12 protein-coding genes are annotated in these 21935 nt (G+C 60.6%); 5 read left to right on the top strand and 7 right to left on the bottom strand.

What is annotated here, in order from left to right; translation table 11 throughout:
• Window positions 1-18 precede the first annotated feature (18 nt).
• Genes BMZ36_RS07035 through BMZ36_RS07045 form a run of 3 tightly spaced genes read left to right on the top strand, consistent with a single transcriptional unit; the run spans window position 19 to window position 3662 of the window.
• Complete coding sequence (locus tag BMZ36_RS07035) at window positions 19-876, top strand: substrate-binding periplasmic protein (protein ID WP_143085995.1); 858 nt, start codon at window positions 19-21, stop codon at window positions 874-876.
• Window positions 877-889: 13 nt separating this feature from the next.
• Window positions 890-1792 carry a cache domain-containing protein gene (locus BMZ36_RS07040; protein WP_143085996.1) on the top strand — a complete coding sequence of 301 codons (903 nt, stop codon included), beginning with the start codon at window positions 890-892 and terminating at the stop codon, window positions 1790-1792.
• Entirely contained in the window at window positions 1782-3662 is a 1881-nt protein-coding gene (locus tag BMZ36_RS07045) for a methyl-accepting chemotaxis protein (RefSeq protein WP_091193449.1), read from the top strand. The genes BMZ36_RS07040 and BMZ36_RS07045 overlap by 11 nt, the downstream gene beginning before the upstream one ends.
• A 95-nt stretch (window positions 3663-3757) precedes the next feature.
• Here the strand turns inward: BMZ36_RS07045 and BMZ36_RS07050 are convergent, their stop codons facing one another.
• From BMZ36_RS07050 to lgt, 3 genes are all read right to left on the bottom strand, one after another.
• Complete coding sequence (locus BMZ36_RS07050) at window positions 3758-4243, bottom strand: DUF456 domain-containing protein (RefSeq protein ID WP_091193453.1); 486 nt, start codon at window positions 4241-4243, stop codon at window positions 3758-3760.
• Between the two features lie 16 nt (window positions 4244-4259).
• Entirely contained in the window at window positions 4260-5954 is a 1695-nt protein-coding gene (locus BMZ36_RS07055; protein ID WP_091193457.1) for an NAD-dependent malic enzyme, read from the bottom strand.
• Window positions 5955-6089: 135 nt separating this feature from the next.
• Window positions 6090-6938, bottom strand: a complete 849-nt coding sequence (gene lgt / locus BMZ36_RS07060) for a prolipoprotein diacylglyceryl transferase (protein ID WP_091193460.1) — start codon at window positions 6936-6938, stop codon at window positions 6090-6092.
• Between the two features lie 234 nt (window positions 6939-7172).
• On the opposite strand from lgt, the gene ilvD reads away from it, so the two are divergent.
• Complete coding sequence (gene ilvD, locus BMZ36_RS07065) at window positions 7173-9032, top strand: dihydroxy-acid dehydratase (RefSeq protein WP_091193462.1); 1860 nt, start codon at window positions 7173-7175, stop codon at window positions 9030-9032.
• Between the two features lie 964 nt (window positions 9033-9996).
• Here ilvD and BMZ36_RS07070 read toward each other — a convergent pair.
• From BMZ36_RS07070 to BMZ36_RS07080, 3 genes are all read right to left on the bottom strand, one after another.
• Complete coding sequence (locus BMZ36_RS07070; protein ID WP_091193465.1) at window positions 9997-10920, bottom strand: diguanylate cyclase; 924 nt, start codon at window positions 10918-10920, stop codon at window positions 9997-9999.
• Complete coding sequence (locus BMZ36_RS07075) at window positions 10917-17741, bottom strand: response regulator (RefSeq protein ID WP_091193469.1); 6825 nt, start codon at window positions 17739-17741, stop codon at window positions 10917-10919. Before BMZ36_RS07075 ends, BMZ36_RS07070 begins: the two co-directional genes overlap by 4 nt.
• Before the next feature lie 201 nt (window positions 17742-17942).
• Window positions 17943-20180 (bottom strand): NHL repeat-containing protein, encoded by a 2238-nt coding sequence (locus BMZ36_RS07080; RefSeq protein ID WP_091193473.1) that lies wholly within the window; start codon window positions 20178-20180, stop codon window positions 17943-17945.
• A 418-nt stretch (window positions 20181-20598) separates the two neighbouring features.
• Between BMZ36_RS07080 and BMZ36_RS07085 the strand changes: the two genes are divergently transcribed.
• The gene (locus tag BMZ36_RS07085; RefSeq protein ID WP_091193478.1) at window positions 20599-21045 is read left to right on the top strand and encodes a hypothetical protein; all 447 of its coding nucleotides are present in this window, start codon (window positions 20599-20601) and stop codon (window positions 21043-21045) included.
• A 341-nt stretch (window positions 21046-21386) separates the two neighbouring features.
• Here the strand turns inward: BMZ36_RS07085 and BMZ36_RS07090 are convergent.
• Window positions 21387-21935, bottom strand: a 549-nt coding sequence (locus BMZ36_RS07090) for an IS3 family transposase (protein ID WP_143085997.1), incomplete at its 5' end; no start/stop codon positions are given.

Consider the following 21935-nt stretch of genomic DNA (forward strand, 5'->3'; position numbering starts at 1 on the left):
ACCGGGTTTTGAACGGAATTGATTATTCGTTTTCATCTGAAGTTTTCAGGATCGTTCGATCCATACAACAACCGCTGGATTTTGATAGGTATTTGCCTTGTGAAAACACAATATCTGACGGGTTTGTTGTTTGGCCTGCTTTTTTACGCGAGCGCGGTGGCTGAGCCCATGTTGTGGGTCACCGAGCCATTCCATCCATACAGCTACAAAGAAAACAGCAAAGTCGCCGGGCCTTTTGCAGAAATAGTCCAGGCAGCATGTGACAGGCTCAAAGTCGAATGCACGATGGAAATCATGCCTTGGCGGCGCGCTTTGTATATGGCCGAAGAAGGTCAAGCGAGCGGCTTGTTTGGCGTTGCAAAAACACCTGAACGAGAAAAGTCATTTTTTCTGTCCGATCCCATTTTGGAGACAGCCTATTCGTTTTTCGCTCTTGATTCGACCAGATTCCGTTATCAGAAAATCCAGGATCTTAACGGTTACACGATTGGCGTATATGGGCCTTCAGCCACATCCCGTGCCTTGCAAAACAGCGCCCAAGGACAGCCGGTCAATATCGTAATCGAGGTAACGAATCTCACCGCCCTCAAAAAACTGATCGGGGGGCGGTATGGCGATAACGCTTTGGTCCTGATCAACCGGGAAGTCGGTTTATCCCTGGCAAAAGAAGAAAAAATCACGAATTTGAAATTGGCGGGCGATTTGCAGCCAATTGTGTACGTCATTGGGCTGTCACGCAAAAAAGTCAGCGAACGACAAGCCAGGCTGTTCAATGACGCGATAAAAGAATTGATCAAGGAAGGAAAAGTAAAAACCATCCTGAACAAACATGGCATGCGTCCGGCCAGGTTAACCCAGCAACAGAAATCCGGTTAAAGGAAGAAATATCGTGGCTCTTAAAAATCGTTTGCTCGCTTGCACGGTGGTATTTCTCATGATCGCAACGGCCTCTCTGGCAGGCGTTGCCTATTGGCAGATCAGAACGGAAATCATTGATGGCGTAACCAAAGAAATCAGCACCGCGGTACGCGGCAACCGGGAAACGCTGGCACGCTGGATGGCGCAGCGGCGTGATGCCATCGAGGCAACGGCCAACCGCCTTTCCGGCAGTGCCTCCCCCCTGCCATTTCTGATCGCCTGCAAGGATGCGGGGCGCTTCAACCTGACCTATGCCGGCTACAGCGACAAGAAAATGGTCTACCACACGGAAAAGAAACCGGCCGAAGGGTACGATCCAACTATCCGTCCGTGGTACAAGGCCGCCATGGAAAAAAAGGGGACAGTGGCCACCGCCCCCTACATCTTTGCCAGTAACAACAAGCTAGGCATCACCGTGGCACGCCCATTCGAAAACAACGGCATCCAGGCCGTTGTCGGCGGCGACATCACACTGGAAGAAATCGTCACCCTCGTCAAATCGATCGAATTACGCGGCAATGGTTATGCATTTCTGGCCACGCAAGACGGCAAGATCGTAGCGCACCCCAAGCCCGATTCCGCCCTGAAACCGGTTGAAGAAATTGCACCGGGTTTTGATCCTGCCATCCTGAAATCCGCAGGCCTCAGCATCTCCTTGCGCGCATCCGAGATCGGAAATCGGACCAAATATGTTGCGACATCGCTGGTCCCGGGCACCGACTGGGTGCTTTGTACGGTAGTCGACAAAGCCACCATCCTGACCCCGTTGCGATCCCTGCTCTGGATATTGGTCTTTGCCAGTCTAGCCGTCGTCTTGCTTGGTGCATGCATCGTCATGTTCAACATTGAGGGAGAAGACCGCCATGTCGCTTAAAAAACGCCTGCTTGCCTTTGTTGTACTCCTGCTCATGACGGTCATTGCCTCGCTGTCCGGCATCGCCTACTGGCGCATGCGTGCCGAAATCGTCGAAGGCGTGAACAAGGAAATCGAGACCGCGGTGCGCGGCAACCGCGAAACACTGGCGCGCTGGATGGCGCAGCGGCGCGATGCCATCGAGGCCATGTCCCAGCAACTGCCCGCGGCCCACCATCAACCGCTGCCGTTTTTGACGGCGGGCAAGGTCGCCGGGCGTTTCGACCTGACCTATGTCGGTTACGGCGACAAGCGCATGGTCTACCACCTCGCCGACAAAAAGCCAGCCGCAGGCTACGACCCGACCGCGCGCCCGTGGTTCAAGGCGGCAGCAGAAAAGAAAGACACCGTCGCCACGGCGCCGTACATCTTTGCCAGCACCGGCAAACCGGGCATCACGGTAGCCCGTTCCTTCGAAAGCAACGGCCTGCAGGCCGTGGTCGGCGGCGATATTTCGCTTGAAGAAATCATCACCATCGTCAACTCGATTGCATTGCGGGGTGACGGCTACGCGTTCCTTTCCACGCGCGACGGCAAGATCGTGGCACATTCGAAGCCGGGGTCGGCGCTGAAACCCGTCGCGGAAATCATGCCCGGCTTCGATGCCTCTGTCGTGCAATCCGCCAGCGACAAGATTGCACTTCAGGAGTCCAAGATCGAAGGCCAGAGCAAATATGTTGCGACATCGTCCATCGCCGGCACGGACTGGGTGCTGTGCACGGTCGTCGACAAAACAGGCATTCTGGCGCCGTTGCGCTCGCTGCTCTGGGGATTGTCACTGACCAGCCTGGCGATCATCGTGCTTGGTGCAGGCATCGCCAGCCTTGTGCTTTCCAGGCTGTTGCAGGGGCTCTTCCGCCTGCGCGATGCCCTGATCGAGATATCCAGCGGCCAGGGCGACCTGACCCGCAAACTGGCCGTCGATTCACAGGATGAAATCGGCCAGACCGCATCGGCGTTCAACCGCTTCATCGACAGCCTGCGCGGCATGTTCATCGATGTGCGCGAAAGCACCGTATCACTCAACACCGGTGTCGACTCGCTCGACGGCGTCACACGCTCGATGGCAGAAAAATCGGAACAGCAGACCGAAACGCTGAACGCAACTGCGGCGACAATCGAAGAAATCACGGTCAGCATCAGTCACATCGCGGACAACGCGCAGCAGGCAGAGCAGACTGCCACCAAAACCGGAGAAATATCACGGCATGCAACCGGCTCAGTCAACGATCTGGCCGGCGGAATCGAGAAAATCTCCAGCGAGGTTGGTCGTCTTGCCGCCACGCTGGGATCGCTCGGCGAACGCTCCGGCGAGATGAACGCCATCATCGGCGCGATCCGCGACATTGCCGATCAGACCAATCTCCTCGCCCTGAACGCCGCCATCGAAGCGGCGCGCGCCGGCGAATCGGGCCGCGGCTTTGCCGTGGTCGCGGACGAGGTCCGCAAACTCGCCGAACGTACCGCCAAGGCCACCGTGGAAATCGGCCGCCTCATCGATTCAACCCACGGCGACATCCACTCCGCCCTGACCGACATGGAAGAAACCCGACGCTCAGTTGCCGCCGGGCTGGTTGCCTCGCAATCGGTTTCCAGGGAAATCCAGGTCATTCAGGATGAAATGGCGCAGGTAGTGACATCGATCCGATACATCGCCGAAGCCACCCGCGAGCAGTCGGTCGCGACCAACGAAATGGCCCGCGCCGCCGAAGAAGTCAACCGGATGACCCTCGAAACGGATCAGGCTGTCCAGAGCGCAACCCAAACCGTAACCGAACTGGGTTCGCTGTCAGGCAGGCTGCACGGACTGGTCGGGAGGTTTCATCTGTAAGAACCCATTCATATAGCTGCCGCGAGACCGTTATCTGCAAGGTAAAACGACGCTTACCCCCGATTACGGTCTTGCCGCCAGTTTATGAACTGAGCCTACAAAAACCAGGCGAAAGCGAAAATACCCAGCATCGCCAGCGCAGAGGCCACCTTGGCAACCGCACCGATGACGAACCCCAAGAGGGTTGCGACTCCGACCTTCCCGGCCTGCATGGCATCCTGACGAGCCAGGTACTCCCCGACTGCAGCGCCCACGAACGGCCCCAGCAGCAAGCCGGGCAAACCGGCAAAGATGCCCAGAACCGAGCCGACCAGCGCGCCCCAGATCGCCAGCGAACTGGCGCCCGCTTTCTTGGCCCCCAGCGCACCGGCCACGACATCCATGAGCTGCGAGAAAACCACGAGGGCCACCAGCAGGGCGAACGTCATCCAGCCGACACGCTGGAAATCATCCAGCCCGGCCGCCAGCAGCATGCCGGCCAGGATCATGGGCGTTGAGGGCAGGATCGGCAGCAAAGTGCCTGCCAACCCGCCGATCACCAGCAAGAAAGCCAGCAGCCACCACAGAATGCCAAGGTCCACCCTCGCCGCTCCCGGATCAGCCTGCGCACCGGCAGGACTGGTAGGAAGGCTCCCACATGTAAGCCTTGATCCTTTCTTCGAACTGCGCGTCGCTCAGGTTTTCCGTCAGCCCCTCGGCGCGCGCCTGTCTGGCGACGGCCTGCGCCACATGCAGCGATACCTTGCGCATGTCGGTCAGCTCCGGCAACAGCTTGGCGCCTTCCTGATTTTTCGCGGGCGAGAGTTCCGCCAGCGCCAGCGCCGAGGCAATCAGCATCGCATCGCTGATGCGCCGCGCACCCGCAGCCAGCACGCCCAGACCAATGCCGGGGAAGATGTAGGAATTGTTGCTCTGGGCAAAATGGTGAACCTTGCCCTGGAATTCAAACGGCTCAAACGGGCTGCCGGTACCGACAACGGCGCGGCCATCGCTCCAGCGGATGACATCCGCCGGTTGCGCTTCGATACAGGAAGTCGGGTTAGACATCGGCAGCACCACCGGCCGTGCCACATGCGCGGCCATTTCCCGGATCGCGGCTTCAGTGAAGATGCCTGCCTGGCCGGACACGCCGACCAGCACGGTCGGCTGGGCATTGCGCATGACATCCATCAGGCCGACGAAATCCGGCTTGTCGAGCGTCCAGCCGGCGATGGCCTGGCTGCATTGCGTGAATTTCTGCTGGAACGGTTCCAGACCGGGCGTCTGGTCCGTGACCAGACCGAAGCGATCCACGATGAAGAAACGGCTGCGGGCGGCTTCTTCAGTCAGCCCCATGGTCATCATGGTCTTGCACAGCAGATCGCTGATGCCGATCCCCGCCGAACCGCCGCCGACCACGGCGATCCGCTGTTCGGTCAACGGCACGCCCGTCACGTTGATCGCGGACAGCAGTACGCCCACTGCCACGGCAGCCGTGCCCTGGATATCGTCGTTGAACGAGCACAGGCGGTCGCGGTACTTCTCGCACAGGCGGCTCGCATTCTGCCGGTGGAAATCCTCCCACTGCAGCAGCACCTTGGGCCAGCGCTTGTCCACGGTCTGGATGAAGGCTTCGATGAATTCGTCGTAGGCCGCACCGCGCACGCGCTCATGGCGCAACCCCAGGTAAAGCGGATCGGCCAGGCAGTTTTCGTTGCTGGTGCCGGTATCGAGCACGATCGCCAGGGTTTTCTCCGGCGCGATGCCGCCGCAGACGGTATACAGCGCAAGCTTGCCGATGGGGATGCCCATCCCGCCCACCCCCAGATCGCCCAGGCCAAGAATGCGTTCGCCGTCGGTCACCACGATGCACTCCACGGCATCGAAACGCGGGTTGGCCAGAATCTGCGCCAACTCGTCTTTCTGGTCGATGCGCAAAAACAGGCCGCGCGGTCGCAGGAAAAGACGGTTGTATTGCTGGCAGACGGCTCCGACCGTTGGCGTATAGATCACGGGCAGCAGGGCTTCCAGATCATGGGAAACCACCGCGTAGTAGAGCGTTTCGTTGGTGTCCTGCAAATTGCGCAGGTAGACATGCCGGTCCAGATCGCTCGCCAGCGCTTTCAGCTCCGCCATGCAGCGCTCAACCTGTTCCTGAAGCGTCTCCACCCTGGCAGGCAGCAAGCCGTTCAGCCCGAGGGCATCGCGCTCGGCCTGCGTGAAAGCAGTGCCCTTGTTCAACAGCGGGTCATTCAGGATTTGTTGCGCGCACAGGCCGACCGGCATGCACAGCGCACTGGCAGCATCATTCATTTGAAATCACTTTCTTTCCGAAAATGGAAAACCATGTCCACAGAGCACCACGATCAGCGATGCATTCATCTGACAAACGGGTAGCCGTTTGCATTTTCAAATTCGATAGGGCAGCAACAGCATTGGAGCGCTCGGTCAGGACCGGCGCGAAGTCCACCACATGAGATGTGCGCCCAGAAGGAGCATGGGCAGGCTCAACCACTGTCCCATACTGAGATTCATGGCCAGCGTCCCCAGAAAATCGTCCGGCTCGCGCGCGAACTCGGTCACAAAACGGCAGAGCCCATAGCCCAGCAGGAACAGCGCCGAAACCTGGCCAGCCTTGCGCGGCTTGCCGGCAAACCACCAGAGAACGGCGAGCAGCACCACACCTTCAAGCGCAAACTGGTAGAGCTGCGAAACATGCCGCGGCAAACCGCCATGCTTGGCCAGGATGACGACCAGATCGGGATTGGTCTCGGCCAGCATGGAATCGATTAGTTTCGCCTGCGGAAAAACCATGCTCCAGAAGGCATCCGGCCTTGTCACCCGCCCCCACAATTCGCCGTTGATGAAGTTGCCCAGCCGCCCGAAAGCCAGCCCCAGCGGCACCAGCGGCGCAATGAAATCGGTGATCTCGAAGAAACGCCGCCCGCTCTTGTGCGCGAAAGCCAGCGCGGCCAGCAGCACGCCCAGCAAGCCGCCATGGAAAGACATGCCGCCCTGCCAGACCTTGAAAATGTCGGCGAAGTTCGAAAGGAAGAAATCCGGCTTGTAGAAGAAGACGTAACCCAGACGCCCGCCGACAATCACCCCCAGCACGCCGAAGAACAGCAGGTCATCCAGCTCTTCCGTTTTCCAGCCCGGATAGAGCCCGGCCCGCAAACGCAGGCGCCCCAGCAGCAGGAATCCGGTGAATGCCAGCAAGTACATCACGCCATACCAATGCACCCCAAACGAGCCGATGTGAAAAGCAACAGGATTAAACTGCGGATGGGTTAGCATGAGACGGGGGTCTTGGTTAAAATAACCGCGAATTATAGCAGCAAGAACCTGTTCATAATCTGTCGCGAGAGACTGTCAGCGGAGCGAAGAGCAGCGCAAAAACCGGAATGTACAGGAAAGTACATGAGGATTTTGAGCAGCGCATGAGCCCCGATCACAGTCTCGCAGCAAGATTATGAACCAGGTTCCAAGCGCCCCCGGTCTGATCCGGACTTCTCAGAACAAGGAACCGTCATGCCCGCCTACCGCTCCCAAACTTCCACCCATGGCCGCAACATGGCCGGCGCCCGCTCTTTGTGGCGCGCCACCGGCGTCAAGGAAGAAGATTTCGGCAAGCCCATCATTGCCATCGCCAACTCGTTCACCCAGTTCGTGCCGGGGCATGTCCACCTGCACAACATCGGCCAACTGGTTGCACGCGAAATCGAAAAAGCGGGCGGCATCGCCAAGGAATTCAACACCATCGCCATCGACGACGGCATCGCGATGGGCCACGGCGGCATGCTCTACAGCCTGCCCAGCCGCGACCTGATTGCCGACTCGGTCGAATACATGGTCAACGCCCACTGCGCCGATGCGCTCGTGTGCATCTCCAACTGCGACAAGATCACCCCCGGCATGATGATGGCCGCGATGCGCCTCAACATCCCGGTGATCTTCGTTTCCGGCGGCCCGATGGAAGCCGGCAAGGTCGACTGGCGCGGCGAAGTCCGCAAGATCGACCTGATCGACGCCATGATCGAAGCCGCCAACCCGACCGTGACCGACGCCGAAGTCGCCGCCATGGAACGCTCTGCCTGCCCGACCTGCGGCTCGTGTTCCGGCATGTTCACCGCCAACTCGATGAACTGTCTGGCCGAAGCACTGGGACTGGCGCTGCCGGGCAACGGCACCGTGGTCGCCACGCACGCCGACCGCAAGCAACTCTTCGTGCGCGCCGCACAACAGATCGTCGAGATGTCCAAGCGCTACTACGAAGGCGACGACGCCTCCGTCCTGCCGCGCAGCATCGCCACCCAGGCCGCCTTTGAAAACGCCATGACGCTCGACGTCGCCATGGGCGGCTCGACCAACACCGTGCTGCACATCCTGGCGATTGCCCGCGAAGCCGGCGTCGACTTCAAGATGGCCGACATCGACCATATCTCGCGCAAGACCCCGTGCCTCTCGAAGGTCGCCCCGGCCACGCAGAAGTACCACATGGAAGACGTGCACCGCGCCGGCGGCATCATGGGCATCCTGGCCGAACTCGACCGCGCCGGCCTCATCAACCGCAACATCCCCACCGTGCACAGCGCCACGCTCGGCGAAGCGCTCGACCGTTGGGACATCGTGAAGAACAACGCCGATTCGATGGCTCACCTCTTCTACCGCGCGGCCCCCGGCGGCGTACCGACCACCATCGCCTTCAGCCAGTCGATGCGCTACCCGGAACTCGATCTCGACCGCGCCTCCGGCTGCATCCGCAACAAGGAAAACGCCTACTCGCAAGACGGCGGCCTGGCCGTGCTCTACGGCAACATCGCCGAGCGCGGCTGTATCGTGAAGACCGCCGGGGTGGATGATTCCATCCTCAAGTTCACCGGCCGCGCCCGCGTGTTCCATAGCCAGGATGATGCCGTGAAAGCCATTCTCGGCGACCAGATTGTCGCCGGCGACGTCGTCATCATCACCTACGAAGGCCCCAAGGGCGGCCCCGGCATGCAGGAAATGCTCTACCCGACCAGCTACCTGAAATCCAAGGGACTGGGCAAAGCGTGCGCCCTGCTCACCGACGGCCGCTTCTCCGGCGGCACGTCCGGTCTGAGTATCGGCCACGCCAGCCCGGAAGCCGCTGAAGGCGGTGCAATCGGCCTGGTCGAAGAAGGCGACACCATCGAGATCGACATCCCGAACCGCACCATCAACCTGGCGATCAGCGACGAAGCCCTGTACGAGCGCCGTGCCGCCATGGAAGCCAAGGGCGCAGACGCCTGGAAGCCCGTCGGCCGCGACCGCATCGTCAGCCAGGCCCTGCAAGCCTACGGCCTCATGGCTACCAGCGCCGACACCGGCGCGGTGCGCGATGTGAGCCAGGTGGTGCGCAAGCGCTAAGCTTCGCTGTCATCCCCCGGTAAAAACAAGGGCTGTCCACGAAAGTGGACGGCCCTTGTTGGTTTAGCGCAAGGCGAAACCGGAGCAAAGCGAGTAGCCCGGATGCAGAGAAGCGGAATCCGGGGCAATGCCCCTCGCAAATACTGCTCCCGGATTCCGGCCTACAGCCTCCATGCCGGGCTACAAGACTCCCACAGACCCTCACCATGGCAGACGACGTTCCTCATCCCCTTGGCCGGCGCCGAGGAAGCGGAGCGAGACCCAGGCTCGCGACCGACCGAGGGCAGCCCGGAGGGCCGCAAGGCGGGGTCGCCTTCTTTTGGTTTCTTTTCTTGGCGAAACAAGAAAAGAAACTCGCCCGCCGGGGCGAACTCCCGGTATTCAATCCAGCGCGCCGCAGGCGCATAAAACCTTGATGCCGACCTGCTCGTCACCCCTTCGCGGATTACATCCGCTCCCACAGACCCTCGCCATGGCAGACGACGCGCCTCATCCCCTTGGCCGGCGCCGAGGAAGCGGAGCGAGACCCAGGCTCGCGACCGACCGAGGGCAGCCCGGAGGGCCGCAAGGCGGGGTCGCCTTCTTTTGGTTTCTTTTCTTGGCGAAGCAAGAAAAGAAACTCGCCAGCCGGGGCGAACTCCCGGCATTCAATCCAACGCGCCGCAGGCGCATAAAACCTTGATGCCGACCTGCGCGCGGCCCATTTGCGGATTACATCCGCTCCCACTGGCCCTCGCCATGATTTTGAATTTGTTGGTGCTTTGTATTGTCTTCGGTAATCCGGATTCGGCGGGTCACGCCTGCGACGAGCTCGGGAAACAGAATCCGAGCAAAGGACATTCCGCCAGCCCAGTCACTTGAGCTACTGTCCGGCGGATTGCTTTGCGAATCCCCATGCCAGAGCGCATCGGTCTGGCAAGGGGAATTCGAAACAGGTGGGGCCCACGCACAAACGGGGGTTTCCTCACTCTGCGGCGATAACCCCGTCCCAGTGCACGCGGTTGCGGCCTTTCTGTTTGGCTTTGTAGAGCTGTTCGTCGGCGCGCCGGAGCAGGCCGGGAGCATGGCTGACGTCGCCGATGGCTGTAACGCCGCCTATGGATACCGAAACATGCGGCCCGATGGCCGATGCAGCATGGGGGATGGCCATGCTTTCGATGACCTGGCGCGCGGCTTCGGCGACTTCCAGGCCGCCACGCACATCGGTATCGGGCAGGATGAAGACGAATTCCTCGCCGCCGTAGCGTGCCACCATGTCGGCGGGGCGGCGCAGCGCGCCGGTCAGCACGCGGGCCACTGCCTTGAGCACCTCGTCGCCCTGGGCATGGCCGTAGTGGTCGTTGAACTGCTTGAAGTAGTCGATATCGAGCATGGCGAGCGAAACCGGCTGGCCGCTGCGCTGGCTGCGGCCGATTTCCTGTTCCAGCGCCGTATCGAAGGCGCGGCGGTTGGGAATTTCGGTCAGGCCGTCACGGCCGGCCAGCGTTTCGAGCAGCTTGCGCTGACGCACGAAACGCAGCAGGTTCGAGACACGCGCCTTGACGATGGCGGGGCTGAACGGTTTGCCGATGTAATCGCAGGCGCCCAGGTTCAGACCGTGCTCTTCGTCGCCCATGGTGTTGAGCGCGGTGATGAAGATGACCGGGATATCCTTGGTGGCGTCGTTGGCCTTGATCCGGCGCAGCACTTCGTAGCCGTCCATGTCCGGCATGAGCACGTCGAGCAGGATCAGATCGATTTCGGCATCAATGGCCAGCCGCTCCAGCGCCTGTTCGCCGTTCTTGGCAAGGATGACCTGGTTTTCGTCCTTGAGCACGGCCGACAGGACCGTCCGGTTTACCCGTTCGTCGTCGACGACGAGAACGCGTTGCTTGTTTTCGCCTCTCATGCTGCCACCTCTTTGTCCTTCAGGCTTTCCAGCAATTCCTCTGCCAGATCGCGCGCCATTTCGAACTCGACATCTTCGATGTGCGCGGCGATTTCTTCAAGTTTTTCACGCCAGGAGGCATTGCGCGTCGCGGCGCAGAGCTCGCAGACGAGATCTTCCGCCTCGGAATCTGCGGCCTCCAGCAGGCTCAAGAGCCGGGTCAGGCTTGCCCTGATTTCGTCGCAACCCGGCGCCAGGCTGCTTTCCTGGGGCAGACCAGCGGGTTGCGACAGCGCTGCAAAATAGTGCTGCAGCGGCTGGATCAGCGCATCGAGTTCATGCGCAAAACGCTCCAGACAGCGCTGGGCTCCGGGCGCGCCTTCGCGCAGCACGGTTTCCAGCGTTTCAGCGACCGGGACAAGGTTCGTTGCCCCCAGCGCCGCTGCCGCGCCCTTGACCGAATGCGCCATGCGCTCGCCATCATGCGGGCGCTGTTCGTCCAGTGCGGCACGGATCTTTGTCGCTTCGTCGGCATGTTCGGCGCAGAACTGCTTCAAGAGCTTGAGGTAGAGCGCCGGCGATCCACCCACACGCTGCACCCCCAGGCCGGTGTTCAGCCCCCCGATAACGGGCATCGGCATTTCGACGGCAGCAGTCTTGGCCCCATGAATGTTTGCCGCGGTGCGCGAACCGGGCTTGATCCAACGCACCAGCATTTCGCTCAGGCGGCCGATGTCGATGGGCTTGGTCAGGTGGTCGAACATGCCAGCCGCCAGGCTTTTTTCACGGTCGCCGGCCATGGCATGTGCGGTCATGGCAATGATCGGGAGCTGCTCGCCGCCGGGCAACTGGCGGATGCGGCGCGTAGCCTCGAAGCCGTCCATTTCCGGCATCTGGATATCCATCAGCACCAGATCGTAGTTGCCTGAGCTGGCCATTGCGACGCCTTCGCAACCGTTGCCGGCGACCTCGACGTTCATGCCGAGCTGTTCGAGGAATTCACAGGCCACCTGCTGGTTAATGTGGTTGTCTTCGACCAGCAGCACGCGCGCGCCGCGGATATCGTCCAGCGAAGGCATGCCCTGCGCGGACAGGCGCAGGCTGCTATCCGCGCCCTTGCCCAGATAGCCGAAGGTATCCAGAATGGTGTCGTAAAGCAGCGATTCGCCGACCGGCTTGACCAGGAATCCGTCCAGGCCGGCGTCTTCGGCCTCCTGCATGACTTCTTCGCGGCCAAAAGCCGTAACCATGAGGATGGCGGGCGCGGATTCCGGCCCCACACTGTTCTTGATGCGCCGCGTGGTTTCGATGCCGTCGATGCCCGGCATTTTCCAGTCCATCAGGATCAGGCCATAGGGCTCGGAGCCCTTCTTTTGCACCTCCTCCACCATGCGCAGCGCCGCTTCGCCGGAATCGGCGGTATCCACGCGGAACGCCTTGCGCAGGAGCATGTGGCGCAGGATCTCGCGAGAGGTGGCATTGTCGTCCACCACCAGTACGCGCGTATCGGCCAGCCCGGAAGGAATCACCAGTAGCCCGCAAGCCTCGCCGGCAACCACGCCAAATTCCACATCGAAAGTGAAGGTCGTTCCCTTGCCCTCTTCGCTCTCGACCCGCAGGCTGCCGTGCATCAATTCGACCAGCTGGCGCGAAATCGCCAGCCCCAGTCCGGTTCCGCCGAAGCGGCGGGTGATCGAGCCATCGGCCTGGTGGAACGACTGGAACAGGCTGGCCATCTGCTCGGGCGACATGCCGATGCCGGTATCGCGGACGGCGAATTGCAGGCGGATCGTCGGCCCTTCTGCGGCGATGCAGCGGATATCGACGAGCACGTCGCCCGCCGGCGTGAACTTGATCGCGTTGCCGACCAAGTTGATTAGCACCTGGCCCAGCCGCAGCGGGTCGCCGATCAGGCGCTCGGGCACGCCCTCCTGGCGCGCCAGCAGGATTTCCAGCCCCTTTTCCTCCGCTGCACCGACCGTGACATTGGAAAGGTTGTCCAGCACGTCCTGCAGGTTGAACGGGATCGACTCCAGCGTCATGCGCCCGGCTTCGATCTTGGAGAAATCGAGTATGTCGTTGATGATCGCCAAGAGCGTTTGCGCCGACCCGCCGAGCTTCTTGACGTAGTCGCGCTGCTTGGGTGTGAGATCGGTGCGCAGCAGTAACTGGCTCAAGCCGATGATCGCATTCATCGGCGTACGGATCTCGTGGCTCATGCGCGCGAGGAAGTCGCTCTTGGCGCGCGTGGCTGCTTCGGCCTTTTCCTGTGCCTGCTTCAGCGCTTCGGCCATCTGGATGCGTTCTTCGATCTCGCGCTGCAGCTTCTGGTTGGCCGATTCCAGCTGCGCAGTACGTATCTGCACCAGCTGGTCGAGGCTGTTGTGGATGCGCGCGTTCTCGATGGCGATCGCCATCTGCGACGACAGCAACTCCAGCACGCGCTGGCGCGCCGGAGTGAATGCGCCCGAGGCGAGGTTGTTTTCCAGGTAGAGCACACCCGAGAGCTTGCCCTGGTGAATCAGCGGCAGGCAGAACACCGACTTGGGTCGCCGCGAAGTCATGTGCGGATCAAGCGCGAAACGCTCGTCGCTGGAGGCATCCGCCAGCACCACCGCGCTGCTGGAGCGCGCCACGAAGTTGACGACCGAGCGCGCAATCGGCAGGAACGCCGCGCCGGCATCGTTGAGCGATACGGACGGCAGGTCGCCGCTGTCGGCCGCGTCCGCCGTGGCTTGGGCCTCGACGATCAGCGTACCGTCTTCGTTGAGGATCAGGAAACCGCTATCCGCCCCGGCATTGCTCATGGCGATGTGCATCATCTTGCGCTTGAGTTCCTTAAGCTGGATCTCGCCTGCAAACACATGCGCCGATTCGATCACGGCATTGACGTCGAGCGCTTCGGCCGTGCGGGTCGCAGTCTCCGAACCAACAGCCGTGAATGCCGTCGTGGCCGTATGCGTGGTTGCGCCGGAGGCGCGCACAACATGGAGCAATCGGCCGTAACGTACGTTGAGCTGTTCCACCTTGCGCCGGGCGCCCCAGACCAGGAAGCACTGGCTGGCGCGGCGCAGATGGATGGTCGCGAATTCGTTCTTGCCTTGCTCCAGCCAGAAACGGCCGGCCAGCTCGTTGGCCAGCGCTTCGTCCTGGATGAAATCGCCGGCCTTGGCCTGCTCGATGGCCTTGTCGTAATAGGCAATGGCATCGCCGACCCGGTTTTCCAGGCGCGCGCGCTCGGCTTCGACCAGGTTGTATTTGTGCCAGAAGTTATCCGGACTGGAGATAGCCCAGGTCTTGAGCATCGCCAGGTTTTTGGAAACCGTTTCGTTGATCTCCGGGCGCGGGATGCGGTCGTCGAGCGCGAGCATGATCAACGCATGGAAGAAGCGCAGGTCGGCATCGGAGATATAGGACTTGATGTAGTCCGCCAGCGCAACGGCCTTTTCGATGGCAATGCGCGCCTCCTCGTAGAAGCCATGCAGGTACAGCGCCTGCGCCTTGATCGTGTAGTAGAAACCCAACGAGGAATTGCTGCTGTGCTGTGCGCAATCGGCCAGATAGGCGGACTCGCTCAGATCATCGACATCAAAAGAATCGGCCGCTGCGGTCTGTCCCGACAGGTTGGCGATGACCGCACGCGCACCGAGGATCGAATCGGTCGCAAGCAGGTTCTTCACCTTGCGGGTAAAGACCAGCGATTCGTTGACCATCACCATCTGCTGTTGCAGGTTGATGCCGCGATGGAAGCGGTTGATGACCTTGCCCCACATCAGGAGATAACCGACAAACTGGAATTCGCTCGCCTCCATGCCGGCCTGGATACCCGGATCTTCGTAAAGCTCTGATTCCCGGACGTGTTTCACCCAGTGGTTGACGAAAGACACCATGATCAGGCTCACGCGTGCCTTGAGCGCAAGATCGTGATAACGATCGGCCAAGCGCACAGCCAGACGGCCAAATTCGTAGCCGCTGCGGAATTCGCCGTAGTCGCTGCACAGGATGCTGCCGAAGCTGGCATAGCCCTTGGGCGATTCAGGGGCGCAACCATGGGCCAGCGACAGATTGACCATCTTGGCCAGGAACCAGGCATACAGATCGCGCATCCCGCCGAAATAGGCCGCCGTATGCACCGGCATCATGATCTTCATGGCCACCCGACATACCGGGTCGGTCATTTCCGGCAAATCGGCCAGCGAGGCAATTGAGCGGTCTTTCAGTACCTCCTTGATCGGCGCGATCTCGCACTCGACCGCGTGACGCAGGTTGCCGAACGGCACCTCGATACCGAGCAGCGCCAGTGCTTCGCCAGCAACCGTCACGGCTTCCGGTGTCCGCCCGAGCATGGTGAGCTCGGTGATGAACAAGGCGCAGATGCTGGCCTTTTCCAGCGCCGACCGTGCGTTCTCGCGCACGGTCGCGATGTCGGCCATCGACGCATCGTAATCGGCGTTGAGGTAGCAGGCCTGCGCATGGGCGCGGAACACGTCCAACGTCAACTCGTAGTGCCGCTCCCAGGCTTGTTCGGGCAGAAAAGTCACGGCCACATCAAGATAGCCGACCGCGGAATGGAAGGCGTTGGCTTGAGCCGCGCGCTGGCCAGCGGCCAGGTTGAGCCCGGCCAGACGCAAGGTTTCGGCAGGGTCGGTAATCAGCTCGCAGCCGGTATTGAGGTGATCGACGATCTCGAACAACCGGCTCTGGCGCTCTTCTTCGGTCAAGTTGTCCAGCAACTGCCGGCCAATCCCGAGGTGCACGGCCTTGCGCTGTGCTTCGTCGATCAGCGAATACGCCGCCTGCTGCACGCGGTCATGCAGGAAGCGAAAATGGCTGAGCTTCTGGCCATCCGAGATTTCCTCGACGAGCTCGGCCTGCAGCGCGGGCATGAGATCGGCCAGCGTTTTCTCGCCATTCTGTTTCAGGATGATGGCGAGCGAATCCAGCGTGAAGGCATTGCCGATGCAGGCGGCCATCCGCACCGCGTTGCGCGTTGCTTCCGGCAGGCGTTGCAGGCGCTCGATCATGAGCTCGACCACGTTGTCGGTAATGCCGACCGCAATAATCTGCTCGATATCCCAATCCCAGCCCGAATTGCCGGCGCCGTCCTGATCCAGTTTGAACTCGATCAGCCGCTCGACATACAGGCTCTTGAGAAACTGGGTTACGAAGAACGGGTTGCCCATGGTCTTGCGCAGCACCAGTTCTGCGAGCGAGGCCACCCGCTCAGTCGACGCGCGCAGCGTATCGGCCAGCAGTTGGGTAATGTCTTCGAGCCCGAGCGGCGTGAGGGTGAATTGTTCGAACGAGAAACCGCCTTCGATCAAGCGCCCCAGCGAAATCATGAAGGGATGGGTCGGGCTGACCTCGTTGTCGCGATAGGCGCCGATCAGGATCAGGTTCTTCATGTCCACGCTGCCCATGACCGTCTCGATCAGTTTCAGCGTGGCGAGATCAGCCCACTGCAGATCGTCGAGGAAGATGATCAGCGGGCGTCCCGGGCGGCAGAACGCCTGGATGAAGCGCTGGAAAACGTGGTTGAAGCGGTTCTGCGCTTCGGCCGCAGGCAGCTCCTGGACCGGCGGCTGCGTGCCGATGATGAGTTCGATCTCGGGGATGACGCGGGTGATGACCTGGCCATTGACGCCCACGGCATCGAGAATGCGCTGCCGGCAATCATCCAGCTCGTCCTCGCTCAAGGACAGCGTTTGCTGAACCAGATCGTGGAACGCCGCCAGCAGTGCACTGTAGGGGGTGTTTTTCTGGAACTGGTCGAACTTGCCGGCGATGAAACTGCCGCCGACGCGCGTCATCGGCTTGTAGAGTTCGCGCACCAGCGAGGTCTTGCCAATACCGGAATAGCCGCCGATAAGCACCATCTGCCGCGGCCCTTCGAGACCGGCAGAAAAAATCTGCATCAGCCGCTCGATCATTTCCTGGCGGCCGTAGAGGTGCTGGGCGATCTGGAAGCGGTGCGGCGTATCGCGCTGCGCCAGCGGGAAAGGCGCAATGCGCCCTGTCTCTTCAAGCTGCCGATGGCATTCCTGCAGGTCTGCCTGGATGCCCCAGGCGCTCTGGTAGCGATCCTCGGCGTTCTTTTCCAGGAGCTTGTGCACGATCCCGGCAATGGCTTCGGGGATCTCGGCATCCAGATCCAGCAGCGAAGGCGGGCGCTTGGCGATATGGCAATAGACCAGCTCGGTGGAGTCATCGCCGGAAAACGGCGGCTGGCCGGCCAGCATTTCGTAGAACGTGGCACCGAGCGAATAAAAATCGGCGCGATAGTCGAGCGTGCGGTTCATGCGCCCGGTCTGTTCCGGGGCGATGTAGGCGAGCGAGCCTTCAAGGAATTCGGGATTCTTGAGCGCCGGGGTCAGGCGCGGCAGCCGCGTCGAAATACCGAAATCGATGACCCGCACCTCGCCCGTCACCGGGTTGTAAACGACGTTGGCCGGGTTGATATCCTTGTGGATGATGTCGGCGAGATGGATTTCCGCGAGCCCGGCGCAGATGCGGGTTGCGACATTGAGGAATTCCGGCAGCGTCAGGCGCCGGCGTTCGAGCAACGCTTTCAGCGATTCGCCACCGATGTCCTCCAGCGCCAGGAAGTAGCCGTTGTGGTGGCGCCCGAAATCGTACGCCCGCGCCACACCGGAAAGCTCAAGCCCGCGCAGCAGTTCAAACTCGCGCTGGTAACGTTCCAGCCGATCGTTGGTGAGCCCTTCTTCCTTGAGCACTTTCAGGACAACCGGCAGGCGGTCGGCCTTTCTTGTCCCCCTGAAAACGATGCTGGTGGCGCTCTCATAGAGCCGGTCCTGAATTTCGTAATCACTGAATTGGCGCATCTTTCGTTCCCGGCGAAAGGCGTGCGGCTCCCGGCTCTCAACCCGACCGCATCAACCTGAACCTCTCACCACCCAGGCACAAAAAAACGAGAAATCAGGCCATCGCGCGGGTTGCGCAGCGCATCCGCCGGATGAGGCATGACGGCCTGTTTTTCTCTGTGTCCTCTGTGCCTCTGTGGTTCAGCAGAGGTTTTTTTAGGATCAATATTTGAAGACCTGAACAATGTTGTAGGTCGAATCGGCAATATTTACTTGTCCGTCGCGAGCATACATGAAAAACGGCATCCAGACGCCGCCCTCGTCCACCGAGAGCTTGAACAGCGAGATGCCGCCCATGAAGGTCAGCCCCCGTTCCTCGATGCGGAACAGCTTGAGCGCCCGGTTCACCAGATCGTTGAGAATCAGCAAATCGCCGTCGATGGCAAGGCTCGTGGGCAGCATGAGCTTGTCGCCGTCCGGCTCGCCCTCCTCCCAGTAACCTTCCTTGCCGCAGCACCACAACGACGTACCGTCGCGGTCAAAGAAGCAGATGCGGTTGTTGAACTGGTCGGTAACCACCACCCGGTTGCGGGCATCCAGCGCGACGTCGGTCGGGGTGAAGGTGGAGGACTCGGAGCCGGGCGCATCCCAGACGAAGTTCTTGATGAACACAGTCTGCCCCGTCTGCAGGATCTGCCATTTCGCCATGCGGTTGTTCAGCGAATCGACGATGAACACTTCGCCGTCGTCGCTGACCGCCATGCCCTGCGGCCCGCGCAGGCAACCGTCGCCCTTGCCGTAGAAACCGAACGGAACGCCATAGTTGAGCAACCGGCCGAACGGCCCGATCTGGTACATGCTGATCGTGCCGAAGTTGAAATTGCCTACGAGAATGAGCGGCGTGCCGGGGCACAACTGGCCCAGCAGCGGCTCTTTCGGGTGGTAGACCGTCATCGCCAGATTGCCGGGCAGGAAATAGCCGTCGAGCATGCGGCCATCCAGCGACTGGAAAGTATCATCGCATTCGCGATAGCCCTTGATGCGCCAGTTGCCGGCATCCACGGTCAGCCGCAACGCTTCGGCGCTCGCTTCGCCGCCGCCCGCTTTCAGTAACAGCCGCGACCAGTCGCCGAACCAGAACTGGTATTCGCTGGTCATGGTCTTGCTCAGGTCCATGTACCAGCGCTGGAACGGGTTGAGCTTCAGGTAATCGGGCAGCTCGGCGTCCGGGATGCGGGCAGGTTCTGCCTTGGCCGCATTCGGCTGCAGGCCGGTCACGGCCGTGACGCAGTTGAATTGCGGATCGATCTTGGCCACGCCCGGCATGTCGCGGCGAGCGCCCAACGCGGTGATGACCTGCGACAGCGGCAGCTTGTGGTCGAGATGCGGAATGCGCAGCTTGACGACGCGCGAGGAGAACGGCTCGCTGACGAAGAAGATATCCGGCGCCTCGCCCTGGCAGATCACGTAGGGATTGAGCAGCGCCGCGTCTTCCGCGGCGTAGTAGAACGGATCGCTCAGCGAATGCACGGGCTCCTCGCCGTGGTTCCAGGACGGGCGCACGCCGCACAGCGTCGCCTCCGGTTTGCCGTCGAGGCTGTAGACCGAGATCGTGTTGAGGATGTGGTCGGGAACGAACACGCGCTCGCCGATCACGCTGACAAAACGCATGATGTTGAGCATCCCCAGACCACTTGGCTGGCTGAAGCGATGGGAAACCACAGGCTCTTTGGCCCGGATGGTGTAATCGTCGCCGATGGGCGCATCCGCCGCACACTTGAGGATCTCGTAGCTACCGGTGTTGGCGATGTAGAGATTGCCTTCCGCGTCCGAACTCAAGCCCTGCGGCCAGTAGAGATCGTGGCGCGAGCCGTCCGGGTCGATCACGGTGCGGAATTCGTCCACATAGCAGCCGTTCTCGTCGTAGCGGACGCAGCGGTTGCGCAGCTTCTCGGTTTCGGTGTGGAAGAATTCGTCGTTGACATGGATGTTGTACTTGCCGTCCGGCTGCATCACCACCGTCACGCCGTTGGGGTCCTGCAGGGGGTCGCCGCCGTCGTCAGCCTGGTTGCCGAACGCAAACGCAAAGTCGATTTGCTCGTCCGCGTATTCCATGACCACGACGCGCGAATTGCCCATGTCGGTGATGAAAACCAGGTTCTTCTGCGGATGCGGGCAGACATGGAACGGCATGCGGAACGGCACGCCCCCCTCGCCCTTGCCGCCGGCCGCCGGGCTCGTGAGCACGCGGATGATCCGGCTCAAGTTCTTGTCGAGCACCAGTACGCGGTTGTTGCCGGTATCGCAAACCCAGACATGCTGTTGCCGGTCCATGCACATGCCGACCGGCGAGTTGAACGTAAAGTTGTCCGGCACCGGCCCCTTGAAATCCGGGCTTTCCTGCGCCGTCTGGCCATACAGGGTTACATGCTGGAAGACTGCCTGGGTTCCGCCACTCATTTCACGCTCCTTGCAACGGGTTTATCTGTCTACACGAATGCCATTACGGAAAGATAGCAGAGAGGCGCATCAAAGTGGACAGGGGGAAACCGGCAACAGGCAGATTGGATGGGCGCGCACGGCGCACCCTGCGCCTCATCAAGGCACGGTCATTCGCGGATTGCATCCGCTCCCACGGCGGCCTGCGCGTAGGTCGGATAAGCCGCAGGCGCCATCCGACACGGCGCCAACGTCGGAAGGCGCTGCAAAGACACTCTTGGCGAGATCTATGCCAACGGTGATAATGGTCATGGATTTCCCACTCTGTAAGCAACTTGATCAAGTGTGGAAACTCAATCATGGCGGGTCAAACTGCCAGCGGCTCTCGCCGCAGTTCCGGGACGGGGAAGTCCCTTTTATTCGTTAGACATTTATGCCCATGAATAGCGCACGTCTCTCAAGAATCGGTGATCTTCTTAACGAAGACGGGCTGAACTACTCTGTATTTCTACGTGCTTATGAGGTCGCGGCTCGCGAAGATCTTTCATCATCCGAGTTAATCTGCTTGGCTCTTGGGCCAAGTGTGGTTATTGGAGGTATTCGTGACATTGCCGCCGCCGAGGTTCCTCCTGAAGTAGAAGCAAGTCTTACCTACGTTGGCGATAGCGGTGCGAGGCCATCCGCTAATGTGCTGAATTCTGTGCATTTCAAGAATCTGCTAACCGAAATATTGGCTGACCTTCATAAAACCATAACAGAGTCGCAACGAGTAGAGCAGTTCTGGCTAAAGGATGGCCACCCAGCCTATCCCGTTTTTTGGGACTTCGCGTATTTGTTCCGCAGCAGTAATAAGGTAACTATCTTCATTGGGTCGAGTTCCGACTGATGTCTAACCCAGCACTCAACCTCACTCCCCTCGGGCGCTGGACGCTGCGCAATAAAGCCGCACAGCGCAGGTTAGCTCCACCACAAGGGCGTCCCCGTCGAATGCAATAAGTTTCGACGTTCTTTCCGGTTTTAGTCTTTGCGGCACCGCCGGCCTGATTGGGTGAGAAGGTAAAGGACTGCGAAACTACAACCGGTCATCCCGAACTTGTTGCCCTGCCCCTGATTAACAAGACGCACTCAGGTGCCTCATTCATTGGCCGGGAATCAGCGCGTCCTCTTGAAGTAATCCAGCAAACTCCCTGAACCGCCCCGGGTTTCGTGGAGGCTGGTTGATTTAAGTCAGATCGCAATGGCGGCCTGACTGGCGAGTTGCCGGTAATAGTTTGCCTCAGCTTCCGCCGGAGGGATATAGCCGATGGGTTCAAGCAGCCTGTGGTGGTTAAACCAGGATACCCATTCCAGCGTTGCCAGTTCCACGGATTCCCTGGTTTTCCACGGTGCCCGTCGGTGAATCATCTCCGCCTTGTACAAGCCATTGATCGTCTCCGCCAGGGCATTGTCGTAGCTGTCCCCCTTGCTGCCGACAGCGGGTTCAATCCCTGCTTCTGCCAGCCGTTCGCTGTAGCGAATCGAGACGTACTGCGATCCCCGGTCCGAGTGGTGAATCAAGGCCTCCTCCGGGCTTGGCTGGCGGGCGTACAGTGCTTGTTCCAAGGCGTCGAGCACGAAGTCGGTGTGCATGGAACTGCTTACGCGCCAGCCCACGATGCGTCGGGCAAAAACGTCGATGACGAAGGCTACATACAGCCAACCTTGCCAAGTCGAGACATAGGTGAAATCCGAGACCCACAGCTGATTGGGGCGCTCGGCCTTGAACTGTCGATTGAC

It is taken from the genome of Formivibrio citricus, assembly GCF_900115065.1.
Classification (GTDB): domain Bacteria; phylum Pseudomonadota; class Gammaproteobacteria; order Burkholderiales; family Chitinibacteraceae; genus Formivibrio; species Formivibrio citricus.

Coding starts and splice junctions, on each gene's coding strand:
- BMZ36_RS07045 (WP_091193449.1), top strand. CDS start 1,782: ATGTCGCTTAAAAAACGCCTGCTTGCCTTTGTTGTACTCCTGCTCATG.
- BMZ36_RS07055 (WP_091193457.1), bottom strand. CDS start 5,954: ATGAATGATGCTGCCAGTGCGCTGTGCATGCCGGTCGGCCTGTGCGCG.
- BMZ36_RS07085 (WP_091193478.1), top strand. CDS start 20,599: ATGAATAGCGCACGTCTCTCAAGAATCGGTGATCTTCTTAACGAAGAC.
- BMZ36_RS07075 (WP_091193469.1), bottom strand. CDS start 17,741: ATGCGCCAATTCAGTGATTACGAAATTCAGGACCGGCTCTATGAGAGC.
- BMZ36_RS07070 (WP_091193465.1), bottom strand. CDS start 10,920: ATGAGAGGCGAAAACAAGCAACGCGTTCTCGTCGTCGACGACGAACGG.
- BMZ36_RS07080 (WP_091193473.1), bottom strand. CDS start 20,180: ATGAGTGGCGGAACCCAGGCAGTCTTCCAGCATGTAACCCTGTATGGC.
- ilvD (WP_091193462.1), top strand. CDS start 7,173: ATGCCCGCCTACCGCTCCCAAACTTCCACCCATGGCCGCAACATGGCC.
- lgt (WP_091193460.1), bottom strand. CDS start 6,938: ATGCTAACCCATCCGCAGTTTAATCCTGTTGCTTTTCACATCGGCTCG.